This window comes from Pseudomaricurvus alcaniphilus (genome assembly GCF_011440395.1).
GTDB classification, from domain to species: Bacteria; Pseudomonadota; Gammaproteobacteria; order Pseudomonadales; family Cellvibrionaceae; genus Pseudomaricurvus; species Pseudomaricurvus alcaniphilus.
The window spans coordinates 737,952-750,666 of record NZ_JAAOIX010000001.1 but is presented as its reverse complement, the minus strand read 5'-3'; the positions used below and the strand labels follow the sequence as shown (position 1 = coordinate 750,666).

The following is a 12,715-nucleotide window of genomic DNA, read 5'->3' as shown; positions in this document are numbered from 1 at the left end:
CGCAGCGGGGACATAAAATGCTCACCAAACTGTTCAGTAAACCACTCACAGTAGCGATCGTTGCTGCGCTTCCACTTAGTGCCCTCGGACAACCCGCCTTTACCGAATTGAATGTATTCGGCGACAGCCTGCTGGATTCCGGTAATTTCGGGATTCGCTTTACCAATCGGCTCACCGACGGCAGCGGTGAATACGCCCGCATTTCGCCCCAGTACCTGGCGGAGTACCTGGGAGTGCCGCTGGAGCCTGCGGTTTTTGGTGGCAGTAATTACGCCGTCGGCGGCTATCGCAGCAACCAAATACTGAATTCCATCTCCGGCACCGGTATCGCCACCGGGGTCGGCACTGCCCGGCCGGCATACCTGACTGAAAACACGGGCGATATCCAGCCCGGCAGCCTGTTCCTGATCGATGGCGGCGGCAATGACTTGCGCGATATCCTTACTATGAACCCACCCGCGGCAGTGCCCGGCCTGATTCAACAGGCGGCGCAGGCTTTGGTCGGCGCTGTGGGCGCCTTGCATAGCGCGGGGGCCGATTATCTTATGGTCGCCAACGTGCCCGACCTCGGCGTCACACCGGGTGTGCAGCTGGCGGAAATCTTTAGCCCCGGCGCTGCGGCTGGCTTTAGCTCCGCCTCTGCCGGTTTTAACTCAGCGGTATCGATATTCGTCACCCGAGACTTGGGCGACGCTAATATCATTCCGGTGGACATCAATGGTTTCGTCACTTACGTGCTCGATAACGCCGCCAGGTATGGCCTGGCCAACGGAGACCTGGACGTCAGTAGTGGTTTTGGCTTGCCGGCTGGATCCGCGGTAGTGGACCAGCGCTCCATGTGTTACCAGGCAACCTTTAGCGCCGGGGTGCCCGATTGCATTGAGCACCCGCTGTTCGGTATCAATGGCCCCGCCGCCGATCCACGACAATTGTTTTTCAACGATTCCCTGCACCCCACTGAAATTGCCAGTGAAATATTTGGTGACTACCTGATCGATATTCTGGCCGCGCCAACCAAAGTCGGCATGTTGCCACAGCTCGGTTTCCACGCGGCACGCAGCCAAATCCTGGCCAGTGGCGATGAGTTGCGGCGCTCGCGCTGGACCCAATTGCAAGGCCGGCTGTTTGTGGCTGGCGCGGTTGCCATGGATGAATATGAGCAGGCGCCGGGGCTGGAAGTGGAGAGCAAAAGCCTGACGCTCGGCAAAACCTTCAAGGTTTCCGAGCACCTTCTCTACGGCATCGCCCTGACTCGCGGCCAGGAGGAGCTGGAAGTTACCGGCGTCGAGTTTGAAAGCGATTCCTGGGGGCTGCTGGGCCTGTTGGGGTATCGCCGGGACCAGCTTTTTATCGACGCCATGGCCGCGCTGTCGGCCTTGAATTACGACGACATCAAACGCGATGTGCGCCTCGGTAGCGAGACCCTGGTCGCCCGTGGTGATACCGAGGGTCATGTCTGGAGTCTTGATCTGTTGGTGGGCTATGATCTGTTGTCCAGCGAGGCCTGGCACCTGGCGCCGGCGCTGGGGCTGCAATACATGAAGTCGGTGGTGGACAGTTACTCGGAATCCGGCGGTGCGATCTCCAATTACAACTGGGGCGAGCAGAACCGCAAGAGCGTGCAGTGGCGTTACGGGTTGGTGGCCAGCGGAGAGGTGAGTTCAAGTTTGCGGCTGTTTGCGGAAGTGTTTGGCGCCAGTGAGCAGGAAGACGACATTCACCAGCTGGATATCAGCAACAGCAACTTCAGCACGCGCACTTATCGCTTGCCGGGTTTTGGCGTCGACGACGATAATTTCGTCAGTGCCGCCGCGGGTGGTTCGTTGAGCGTCGGCAACGATGCCAGTATCAACCTGACTTACAATTACAGCGACCGCGGCGACGGTTTCCAGCACCTTGTGCTGAGCTTTTCCATGCCGCTATAAGGCGGCTACAGCGCTGTACATTCTTAATGGCTTCTTCTTAATGCTTGATGATTTCTTGTTAATGCCTTCAGAGTGACTGCTGCGACGCCATTTCCTTACTGATCTTGGTGCGCATGTCCATCAGCCGAATGGCTGATTCACGCAATTCCCGGTCGTGCTCGGTGGTGGGTATCCACTCGGGCACCTCCACCGGAGTGCCATTTTCATCGACAGCGACCATAATGGCGATACAGTGGGTAGTGAGCTGTTTTTCGGTGGTGGTGGGGTCGCCAGCGCGCACTTCAATGCGCAGGTGCATGGAGGTGCGGCCGGTGTAGATTACTTGTGCTTCCACCTCGACCATACTGCCCACCAGTACCGGCTTTACGAAACGCATGCCGCCCACATAGGCAGTAATGCAGTACTTGCCACTCCAGGCGGCGGCACAGCCATAGGCGGCCAAATCGATCCACTTCATCGCCGCCCCGCCGTGGACCTTGCCACCGAAGTTGACATCTTTGGGTTCGGCTAAAAAACGCAGCGTCAAAATTCTCTCGGTGCCTGCCATGGTTAAATCCTCGTTGTTAATGGGGAGAGCGGCGCGCGGATCTTTTATGGCCTCTATTATGGCCGTTATGGTCGCCAGTCTTGTTACCCTCGGGCGGGGAACCGCTGCGGGACCCGATAAGACAGATAATAGGCAATATCGGCGCCGGGGAATAGCCCTTTATCGGGTGCGGCCGGCGCCAGCGTCGGCTTCTGCAGTAAGGATCGGCTGACGGCAGGGCGCTGGAGCAGGGTGGTGATAGCGGCGGCAGTATCAGGCCGCTCTCACCACCGATAGCGAATTATCGCCCCGCCGCTGTAACAAAACCTTCTCAATTGGGTTGTGGCTCTCTATGATCGGCAACTTGTCCACAGTTGTCGCTGATTTCACTATGAGTTCTTTTCTGCAAACCCTGGCGTTCTCTTTTTCCATTACCGGCCCGATCTTTGTGGTGCTGGTGCTGGGTATCTTTCTCAGCCGTCGCCAGATGATCAACGACAACTTTATCGATGTCGGCTCGCGGCTGGTGTTCAATGTGACCCTGCCGGCACTGCTGTTTATCAGTATCAGCCGCACCAGTATCGAGCAGTCGGCCAATTTACCCCTGATCGGTGCGGGCCTGTTGTTGACCGTGGTCGGTTATGTGTTACTGGAACTGTTGGCCGCGAAAACGGTGCAGCCTGCCGCCGATCGGGGGGTGGTGGTGCAGGGTGGCTTCCGCTCCAATATGGGTATTATTGGCCTGGCCTATTGTTTCAACGCCTACGGTGATGCCGGGCTGGCGGGGGCCTCGCTGTATCTGGGGGCGGTCACAATCCTCTATAACGTATTGGCGGTTATCACCCTGAGTCGCTCGTTAAACCGCGATCAGGGACTCGGCCCCACGCTCAGGGGGATTGCGCGCAACCCGCTGATCATTGGTATCCTGCTGGGGGTGCCATTTGCCTGGAGTGGGGTGCAGTTGCCGCAATTGGTGGTGCGCACCGGTGAATATTTTGCCCAGATGACCCTGCCACTGGCGCTGCTCTGCGCCGGGGCGAGCCTGAACTTCCGGGCCATGCGCAGTGACATGAGAAGCGCCTTGATTGCCTCCGCCGGCAAGTTATTGCTGGTGCCACTGCTGACGATTGGGGCAGGTATAGCGCTGGGCTTTCGCGGCCTTGAGCTGGGCATTTTGACCCTGATGACATCGGCGCCCACCGCGGCGGCCAGCTATGTGATGGCGCGCGCCATGGGCGGGAATGCGCCGTTGGCGGCGAATATTGTGGTGATGACGACTCTGGGGTCACTGCTGACCACCAGCCTCACGGTAACGCTGCTGCACGGTCTCGGGTTGATCTAGTGTAGTGCCTCGTATCTGGCCCTTTAGCGACTTGCTGAATGTACACGTTATACGAGGCACTACACTAGGCAGCCTCAGGTTTGTTCAAGCTAACCTGAGGCTGCCACAGCCCGGTCGGGCTGCGCTGCCAGATTGGTGCGAGTTACAGGTCCATCTCGATAACGTCGTCGGGCACCACCAGTTCGCCGGCGGTGAGGCGCACGATCTCCTCGATGCTGACCCCCGGCGCGCGCTCGCGCAGGATAAAGCGGCCGTCTTCGATGTCCAGCAGGGCCAGGTCGGTCAATACCCGCTTGATACAGCCTTTGCCGGTCAGGGGCAGGGTGCATTCCTGCAGTAATTTTGACTCGCCGTGCTTGGAGGCGTGGGTCATGGTGACGATGATATTGTCAGCACCGGCCACCAGGTCCATGGCGCCGCCCATACCCTTGATCAGCTTGCCGGGAATCATATAGGAGGCGATATTGCCCTGGGTGTCCACTTCAAAGGCGCCCAGTACGGTCAGGTCGACGTGGCCACCGCGGATCATGGCGAAGGAGTCGGCGGAGGAAAACAGTGAGGCGCCCGGTGCCATGGTAACCGTTTGCTTGCCGGCGTTGATCAGGTCGGCATCGATCTCGTCCTCGGTGGGAAACGGACCCATACCCAGCAACCCGTTTTCCGACTGCAGCATTACATTGACGCCCGGGGGGATAAAGTTGGCGGCCAGGGTCGGGATACCGATACCGAGGTTGATGTAGTCGCCGTCGCGGAATTCCTGGGCCACGCGCTGGGCCAGTTGATCTCTTGTCAAAGCCATGGTCCGTTCTCCTATTTATTGTTGCGCACGGTGCGCTGTTCGATCACTTTTTCGAAATTGCCCTTGATCAGGCGGTCGACGTAGATACCGGGCAGATGGATTTCATCCGGGTCCAGTTCGCCCACTTCGACAATTTCTTCCACCTCTACCACGGCAATCTTGCCGGCAGTAATGGCCATGGGGTTGAAGTTGCGCGCGGTTTTCCGGAACACCAGGTTGCCGTAGCGATCGGCCTTCCAGGCTTTAGCGATGGCGAAATCGCCCTGGATGGACTCTTCCAGGATATAGTGACGGCCATTAAACTCGCGCACTTCCTTGCCCTCGCCCACGGGAGTACCGTAGCCAGTGGCGGTGTAGAAAGCGGGAATACCGGCACCGCCGGCGCGCATTTTTTCTGCCAGGGTGCCCTGGGGAGTGAGTTCCACTTCCAGTTCGCCGCTCATCATCTGTTCTTCAAACAGCTTGTTTTCGCCGACGTAGGAGGCCACCATTTTCCGGATCTGCTTGTCTACCAGCAGAATGCCGAGCCCGTAGCGATCGGTACCGCAATTATTGGAGACCACGGTCAGGCCAGTGGTGCCCTTGCGCTTGATTTCCTTGATCAGGTTTTCCGGAATACCGCAGAGGCCGAAGCCACCGGCGATAACGGTCATATTGTCTTCGAGGCCGGCCATAGCCTCCTCGTAACTGCCTACTACTTTATCGAACCCGGACATAGTGGTCTCTCCAGTGCTAGCCGATTTGTTATTGGTGGCTGGGCGCTGCCAAGCGCTGCGCAATTAGTGTTTGCCCAGAATGCGCCACTGGCTTATATTTGTCCAATTTAAATAATTTCATTATTAATAAATATTATTCATGAGTTGTAGCTATGAATGTAACAGTCAGGCAGTTACAGATATTTGTCGCGGTGGCGAAGTGCCGCAGCTACGCCGAAGCCTGTGACCTGGTGCACCTGTCGCAGCCGGCATTGAGTATTTCCATCAAGAACCTGGAGGAGGCGCTGGGCGGCAAGCTGTTGCTGCGCACCACGCGCTCGGTGCTGCTGACACCGGAGGGGGAGGAGTTCTACCCCATAGCCCAGCAGTTGTTGTCGGACTGGGACGTATCCCTGGAGGACGCGCGCAATCGCTTCGCCCTGCGCCGCGGCCGGCTGGTGATCGCCGCCATGCCTACCTTCGCCAGCAGCCTGTTGCCGACGATACTGGCGGAGTTTCATCGCCGCTACAGCGGCATCAATGTCACCGTGCAGGATGTGGTGGCTGAGCAGGTGGTGGATATGGTGCGCAACGGTCGAGTGGAGCTGGGCATCAGCTTTGATCCGGGCGAGCTTGAGGACATTCATTTCCAGCCACTGTTCCGGGATAAATTTGTGGCGCTTTTCCCGCCCGGGCACCCGCTGTTGGACAAGGCGCGGATCAAGTGGACCGATTTGCGTGAGTTGTCTTTTATTGCGCTGCAGAGGCCGTCCAGTATTCGTGGCCTGATTCAGCAGACCATGCAGGAGCAGGGCATGAACCTGGCCCCGGAATTTGAAGCCCATCAGCTGGCGGTGGTTGGGCGTATGGTGGTGGAGGGGCTGGGGGTCAGTGTTATCCCGGCCTTGAGCGGCGACCAGATGCGGGAGATGGGGGCCGTATGCCGGCCGATCTACCCGGAAATCAGCCGCCATGTGGGCATCATAAGCCACCGCCGGCGGCCGGTGTCACGGGTGACCGAGGCCATGACGGAGGTCATACTGGGCTGGTCGAAAACGGCGCCGCAGGGCTGAGCGCCGCTGGTTACTGTGTTCAGGCGACCTTGGCGGCTGTGGTTTGGCTGTCCAGGTACTCATCGTAGGTACCCTGAAAGTCCACCAGCTGCTGGTCCTTGATCTCCAGTACCCGGGTCGCCAGGGAAGAGACGAACTGGCGGTCATGACTGACAAAAATCAGGGTGCCGTCATAGAGCTCCAGGGCCTGGTTGAGGGCCTCGATGGCTTCCATGTCCAGGTGGTTGGTGGGCTCATCCATAATCAATACATTGGTATCCAGCATCATCAGCTTGCCAAACAGCAAGCGGTTCTTTTCCCCGCCGGAACAGACCCGGGCCTTTTTGTTGAAATCGTCGGCGCTGAACAGCAGGCGCCCGAGCATGGCGCGCACCATCAGGTCGTCGTGTTTGGGGGTGCGCCACTGTGACATCCAGTCAAACAGACTCAGGTCGCAGTCGAAATCAGCACTGCTGTCCTGGGGGCAGTAGCCGATGGCGGCATTCTCCGACCACTTAATGGTGCCGCTGTTGACCTGCAGGTCGCTGATCAGGCAGCGCAGGAAGGTGGTTTTGCCGACCCCGTTTTCACCGATAACCGCCAGCTTGGCGCCGGCCTCGAGGATCAGGTCGCCGTCGCGGAACAGGGCTTCATTGTCGAAGCCGTGACCCAGGCCTTCCAATACCAGCGCCTGGCGATGCAGCTTTTTGTGCTGTTTCAAGCTGATCGAGGGGGTGGCACGGCTGGAAGACTTGACCTCGTCGAGGACAATTTTGTCCATTTTCTTGGCCCGCGAGCTGGCCTGCTTGGCCTTCGAGGCATTGGCGGAGAAGCGATTGACGAACTGTTGCAACTCTTCCAGTTCGGCACTTTTTTTGGCGTTCTCAGTGAGCAGCTGCTCGCGGATCAGCGACGATGCCGCCATATAATCTTCGTAGTTGCCGGGGTAGATGCGCAACTCGCCGTAGTCGATATCGGCCATATGGGTGCAGACCGAGTTGAGGAAGTGGCGATCGTGGGAAATGATGATCATGGTGCACTTGCGCTGGTTGAGCACCGTTTCCAGCCAGCTGATGGTGTGGATGTCGAGGTTGTTGGTGGGTTCGTCCAGCAGCAGGATGTCCGGATTGGCGAACAAAGCCTGGGCCAGCAACACCCGCAATTTCCAGCCGGGGGCCACTTCCCGCATCAGTCCAAAATGGAACTCTTCCTCGATGCCGGCCTGCAGCAGGATGTCACCGGCCCGGCTCTCGGCGGTGTAGCCATCCATTTCCGCAAATTCAATTTCCAGCGCAGCTACGCGCATACCGTCCTCTTCCGTCATCTCCGCCTTGGCGTAGATACGGTCACGCTCCTGCTTCACTCGCCACAGGGCGACATCGCCCATAATGACAGCGTCGACCACGCTGTAGTTTTCGAAAGCAAACTGGTCCTGGCTCAGCGTGCCGACCTTTTGGCCCGGGGTTATGGAGACGTTACCCGAGGTAGGCTCCAGGGCACCGCTGAGAATCTTCATAAAGGTCGACTTGCCACAGCCGTTGGCGCCGATCAGGCCGTAGCGGTTGCCGTTGCCGAACTTGGCGGAAATGTTTTCGAACAGCGGCTCAGCGCCAAACTGCATGGTGATATTTGCGGTGGTAATCAAGGACGTATTCCCGGGGGCCTGGAGTTAAATGGGGAGGTAAACCAGCAGCACCCTGAAAACGGTATGAAGATGGTTGCAAAGGGGGCGCACTTTAAAGAATTGGCGGGCAAATGTCGAGCCGGTCTGTACGTTAATCGTACAGTGGCGCGGGCCGCCCCCATTACATGATCATACGGGTCCGGTACCGGGTGTGCTGCTCGGTGGCCACGGACTGATCCAGGTTCTGCAGGATTTCATCAATCTCGCGGCTGATGCGCACGGAGTTCTTGATCTGGTCCAGTTTGGGCCAGGTGGCCCGTTGTCCAGCGCGAATCAATTCCTGGATTTCATTTTTCTGGTAGACAAAGCGGGTGTTGCCCCGGGATATACTGGCGCCATCGAGCACAATATTGATATCGCCGACATAGTCCTGGTTGACCAGGTGGTGCAGGGTGGCAAACGCCGGATCGAACAAGCCCAGGGTTACCGGCGATAGCCAGCGACGGGTGGTTTGCAGGGCCTCCTTAAAGGCGACGTTGACCAGGGTGCGAGCGGAGTGGGACAAGCTGCCAGTGCCTGTGCCGGAGTCGGCGGCGAGGAACGGAGTCGCCACTGGATTGATCATACTGACGATATAGTGATTGACGCCGTACATACGGGACAAACGCTTGAACGGCAGGTCCTCAGCCATTGAGCCGTCATACCAGCGGCGGCTTCTCAGGTAGGGTTTGACGCGACCGCGGGAATCCTTGGCCTCCAGCTCAACCGGGTCGAGCAGGCCGGGAATGGAGGAGGATGCTTTTACCGCTGAGCGGATGGTCACGTTGGGCGAGGCAATCGCGTTGAGCAGGCGCGAGCGCTGGTGCCGTTCCACCGGGGCGACGGAGATGTTGATGTAGCGACCGGTGTGCTCGAAGGCCTCCTGGAAGGTCAGGTTATCGACAAAGGAATCAATCACATCGTCGCGCGCGTTTTCAATATCGGCGCGGCCTCTGCCCCGGGCGACGCCGAACACCTCTTTCAAGCTGATGCCCGAGTCCATCTCGTAGCGCTTGTTTATAAAGTAGTCTTTCAGTTCGGCATCGCTGCGAGTGCCGATTTGGGCAGCCATCCAGGCGCCGGCACTGGCGCCAGAGAGGACGTTGGGCAGGATTTCATGTTGCAGCAGGGTGTCGACCACACCGTGGTGGAAGTAGATCAAGCCGGCGCCACCGCTCAAGCTGAGGGCGGAGCGGCCGTAGCAATGGCTGGCCCGGCGGAAGAAAGCCAGTTTGTCATCGGTGTGGATTGCTGACTCGGGCGCATCAGCAATCAGTTTCAGGGCCGTGATAATCAGGTTTACGTAGTTATCAATCAGTGACTTGGTGCCCAGCTTGGACTGGCGGTAGAGCGCCGTTGAGCCCATGCCGCCCATATTGCCGTGAATGCCTTCATTGAGTGCAAACAGCACTTCTTCCAGGTCGCCTTCACTGATCGTGAGCTGCAGGGCTTTGTAGCGCTTCTTGATTTGCCGGGCATCGTACAAGTCACAATGCTCGCGCAGTTTCCACTCTTCCGCACCAGACACACGATCGTGCTGGCAGGCGTACTTGTGCCACTCGCTATAACAGCTGGCGTTGGCCATATTGCGTTCAAGCTGCTTTAGCTTCCAATAACGACCTATAGAATACCTGTTCGCCATTTTGCACCTGCAATATTGCCGGAGAGTCTCCGTGGACCAATATCATGGAATAATCCTGGTACGGAATAACCCTAGTATAGAAGAGGCTCGTTGCGCATGATAGCGGGGCCGGGATTTTTACTTGTGGTGCTGGCCGCACCGGCTTGCCTCCCGTGGGCGAATTCGGGTATACAGGCGAAGGCTGCGTGCCGCCCTGCGCTGAAAGTATAATTGCAGCCGCCGGGGCAAGTATTATTATGGCCCGACCCGAATCTATAATGACTTTATAGACACATATCTATATAGCTACACGAGCACTTCCGCTACTGAGGATATAAATAATGGCCAAACGCGTTTACATGTTCAACGAGGGCAGCAAGGACGACCGCAATTTACTCGGCGGTAAGGGTGCCAATCTCTGTGAAATGACCAACCTGGGCTTGCCGGTACCGTTTGGCTTTGTCATCACCACGCCCACTTGCCGCGAATTCTTTGAGGCCGGTAACCGCTTGCCCAACTTGTTGGAGCAGGAGTACCGGGTGGCGCTGGACCTGGTGGAAAAGAAAATGGGCGCGCGCTTTGGCGACCCGGATAACCCGCTGCTGTTTTCGGTGCGCTCCGGCGCCCCGGTGTCCATGCCAGGCATGATGAACACCATTCTCAACCTCGGCCTTAACGATGAGATTGCCGCCGGGCTGGCACGCAAGACCGACAACCCGCGCTTTGCTTACGATTGCTACCGGCGCTTTATCCAGATGTTCGCCGACGTTGTGCTGGGAGTGGATGGTGAGAAATTTGAGCACGAGATCAGCGCCTACAAGGCCGCCCACAACAAGAAACTTGACGTCGAAATGAGCGCCGAGGACTGGCAGGCCATCATCGCGGCGTTTAAAAAACTCACCAAATTCCCCCAGGACCCCTTCGAGCAGCTGCGGCTGGCGGTGGAAGCGGTGTTTATGTCCTGGCACACGCCGCGGGCCAATGTCTACCGGGAGATGAACAATATACCCGATACCCTCGGCACCGCGGTCAATGTGCAGGCGATGGTATTTGGCAATTTCGGCGACGATTCCGGGTCCGGGGTGGCGTTTACCCGCAACCCCTCCACTGGCGAGCATACGTTCTTTGGCGAGTTCCTGTTCAATGCCGCCGGTGAGGATGTGGTGGCCGGCACCCGCACTCCGGAGCCTATTGAGGCCTTGAAAAGCAAGCTGCCGGAGGTCTATCAGGAACTCTACCAAACCCAGTTGCTGCTGGAAAAACACTACCGCGATATGCAGGACATCGAGTTTACGGTGCAGGAGGGGCGCTTCTATATGTTGCAGACCCGCAGTGGCAAGCGCACCGGGCGGGCCTCCATCAAGATCGCCGTGGACATGGTCAACGAGGGCCTGATCAACGAGAAGGAGGCATTGCTGCGGGTGTCGCCGGAGCATGTGGAGGCTTTCCTGCACCCGATGATCGATCCCCAGGCCAAGACCGATGTGGTTGCCACCGGGCTGCCCGCCAGCCCCGGCGGAGTCAGCGGCCAGGTGGTTTTTTCCGCCGACGAGGCGGTTGAAGTGGCGGCCACAGGCAAGCCCGTGGTGCTGGTGCGGCGGGAAACCACCCCCGAGGATATCCACGGTATGAATGTGGCCGAGGGCATTCTCACCGAGCTGGGCGGTATGACCTCTCACGCAGCGGTGGTGGCGCGGGGCATGGGCGTTTGTGCCATCACCGGTTGTGACGGCCTCAGCATCGACTATGGGGCGGGCACGGCCACCACCCGCGAGGGGGTGGTGATTCGGCGCGGTGACGTCATCACCCTGGACGGCTCGGCCGGGGAAGTGATGCTCGGGGATATCCCCAAGATCGAGGCCAGCGCCAGCGACGATTTCCAAACCTTGCTGTCCTGGGCTGACAAGCACCGCCGGCTCAAGGTGCGGGCCAACGCCGAGACCCGCAAGGACGCGGCCAAAGCGCGCGAGTTGGGCGCCGAGGGCATCGGCCTGTGTCGCACCGAACACATGTTTTTCGAGGCCGAGCGAATCGATGTAATGCGCGCCATGATCCTCTCGGAGTCCCGCGCGGAGCGAGAGCAGTACTTGCAGCAGCTGCTAAAATTCCAGCACGCGGATATGCTGGATCTGTTCCAGGTCATGGACGGCTTGCCGGTAACCATTCGCCTGCTGGACCCACCGCTGCATGAGTTTCTACCCCATACCCTGGAGGATATGGAGTTGCTGGCGGCCAATATAGGTAAGCCGGTGGAGAAAATTCGTGAAATCACCGAGCATCTGAGTGAGGTCAACCCGATGCTGGGCTTCCGTGGCTGCCGCTTGTCGGTGGTCTATCCGGAAATTACCGAGATGCAGGTGCGCGCCATTATCGGTGCGGCGGTGCAGGCGGCAGAGCAGGGCGGGCGACCGCTGCCAGAGATTATGATCCCGCTGGTGGTCAACGTGCGGGAGATTCGCCTGATCACTGAAATTATCGAGCGGGGCATCCGCGAGGTGTTAAAAGAGAAGTCCGTCTCGATTCCCTACAAAATTGGCACCATGATGGAAACCCCGCGCGCCTGCCTGGGTGCTGACCGGTTGGCACCGGCCGTGGAATTTATGAGCTTTGGTACCAACGACCTGACCCAGATGACTTATGGCTTCTCCCGCGATGACGCCGGCAAATTTATCCCCCAGTATCTCAACAAGAAGTTGATCGAGAACGACCCGTTTGTATCGCTTGACCAGCGAGCGGTGGGGCGATTGATGGAAATGGCGGTGAAAGAGTCCAGGGCGCGCAAGCCGGGTATCAAGTACGGTATTTGTGGGGAGCACGGGGGGGATCCGCGCTCCATCCAGTTCTGCCATGATCTCGGTCTTGAGTACGTGTCCTGCAGCCCCTATCGGGTGCCGGTGGCACGTATTGCCGCGGCCCAGGCCAGCGTCGGTAAAGAGTTGGCCAATTAGGCCGGCACTCGCGCAGCGCTGACTGCCTTTTCTGTTGCTGCCTGTTCCTGTGTCGGGGGCGGGCAGTGGCGGCGTCACAGCTAATTCGATTTTACCGATATCTAAATTCTTTATATTCTGATTTTCCGTAACTAAAGCAGGGTG

9 protein-coding genes are annotated in these 12,715 nt (G+C 58.4%); 4 read left to right on the top strand and 5 right to left on the bottom strand.

Going from position 1 to position 12,715, the window contains the following annotated elements; genetic code table 11:
* Positions 1-17 precede the first annotated feature (17 nt).
* Positions 18-1,925, top strand: a complete 1,908-nt coding sequence (locus G8764_RS03305; protein WP_166161804.1) for an autotransporter domain-containing protein — start codon at positions 18-20, stop codon at positions 1,923-1,925.
* Between the two features lie 67 nt (positions 1,926-1,992).
* Here G8764_RS03305 and G8764_RS03300 read toward each other — a convergent pair whose 3' ends face one another.
* The gene (locus G8764_RS03300; RefSeq protein WP_166161802.1) at positions 1,993-2,472 is read right to left on the bottom strand and encodes an acyl-CoA thioesterase; all 480 of its coding nucleotides are present in this window, start codon (positions 2,470-2,472) and stop codon (positions 1,993-1,995) included.
* A gap of 370 nt (positions 2,473-2,842) precedes the next feature.
* On the opposite strand from G8764_RS03300, the gene G8764_RS03295 reads away from it, so the two are divergent.
* Entirely contained in the window at positions 2,843-3,793 is a 951-nt protein-coding gene (locus tag G8764_RS03295) for an AEC family transporter (RefSeq protein WP_166161800.1), read from the top strand.
* 142 nt (positions 3,794-3,935) lie between these two features.
* Here the strand turns inward: G8764_RS03295 and G8764_RS03290 are convergent, their stop codons facing one another.
* Together G8764_RS03290 and G8764_RS03285 are read right to left on the bottom strand one after the other, a co-directional pair.
* Complete coding sequence (locus G8764_RS03290; RefSeq protein ID WP_166161798.1) at positions 3,936-4,592, bottom strand: CoA transferase subunit B; 657 nt, start codon at positions 4,590-4,592, stop codon at positions 3,936-3,938.
* An 11-nt stretch (positions 4,593-4,603) separates the two neighbouring features.
* Positions 4,604-5,308 carry a CoA transferase subunit A gene (locus G8764_RS03285; protein WP_166161796.1) on the bottom strand — a complete coding sequence of 235 codons (705 nt, stop codon included), beginning with the start codon at positions 5,306-5,308 and terminating at the stop codon, positions 4,604-4,606.
* A 152-nt stretch (positions 5,309-5,460) separates the two neighbouring features.
* Between G8764_RS03285 and G8764_RS03280 the strand changes: the two genes are divergently transcribed.
* The gene (locus G8764_RS03280) at positions 5,461-6,360 is read left to right on the top strand and encodes a LysR family transcriptional regulator (protein WP_166161794.1); all 900 of its coding nucleotides are present in this window, start codon (positions 5,461-5,463) and stop codon (positions 6,358-6,360) included.
* A gap of 19 nt (positions 6,361-6,379) precedes the next feature.
* Here G8764_RS03280 and G8764_RS03275 read toward each other — a convergent pair whose 3' ends face one another.
* On the bottom strand, positions 6,380-7,984 hold the full coding sequence (locus G8764_RS03275) for an ABC-F family ATPase (protein ID WP_166161792.1): 1,605 nt from the start codon (positions 7,982-7,984) through the stop codon (positions 6,380-6,382).
* 160 nt (positions 7,985-8,144) lie between these two features.
* Positions 8,145-9,644: a patatin-like phospholipase family protein gene (locus tag G8764_RS03270; RefSeq protein ID WP_279538394.1), complete on the bottom strand. Its 1,500-nt coding sequence runs from the start codon at positions 9,642-9,644 to the stop codon at positions 8,145-8,147.
* Between the two features lie 320 nt (positions 9,645-9,964).
* Here G8764_RS03270 and ppdK point away from each other — a divergent pair, with 320 nt between their 5' ends.
* On the top strand, positions 9,965-12,571 hold the full coding sequence (ppdK, locus tag G8764_RS03265) for a pyruvate, phosphate dikinase (RefSeq protein ID WP_166161788.1): 2,607 nt from the start codon (positions 9,965-9,967) through the stop codon (positions 12,569-12,571).
* Positions 12,572-12,715 lie beyond the last annotated feature (144 nt).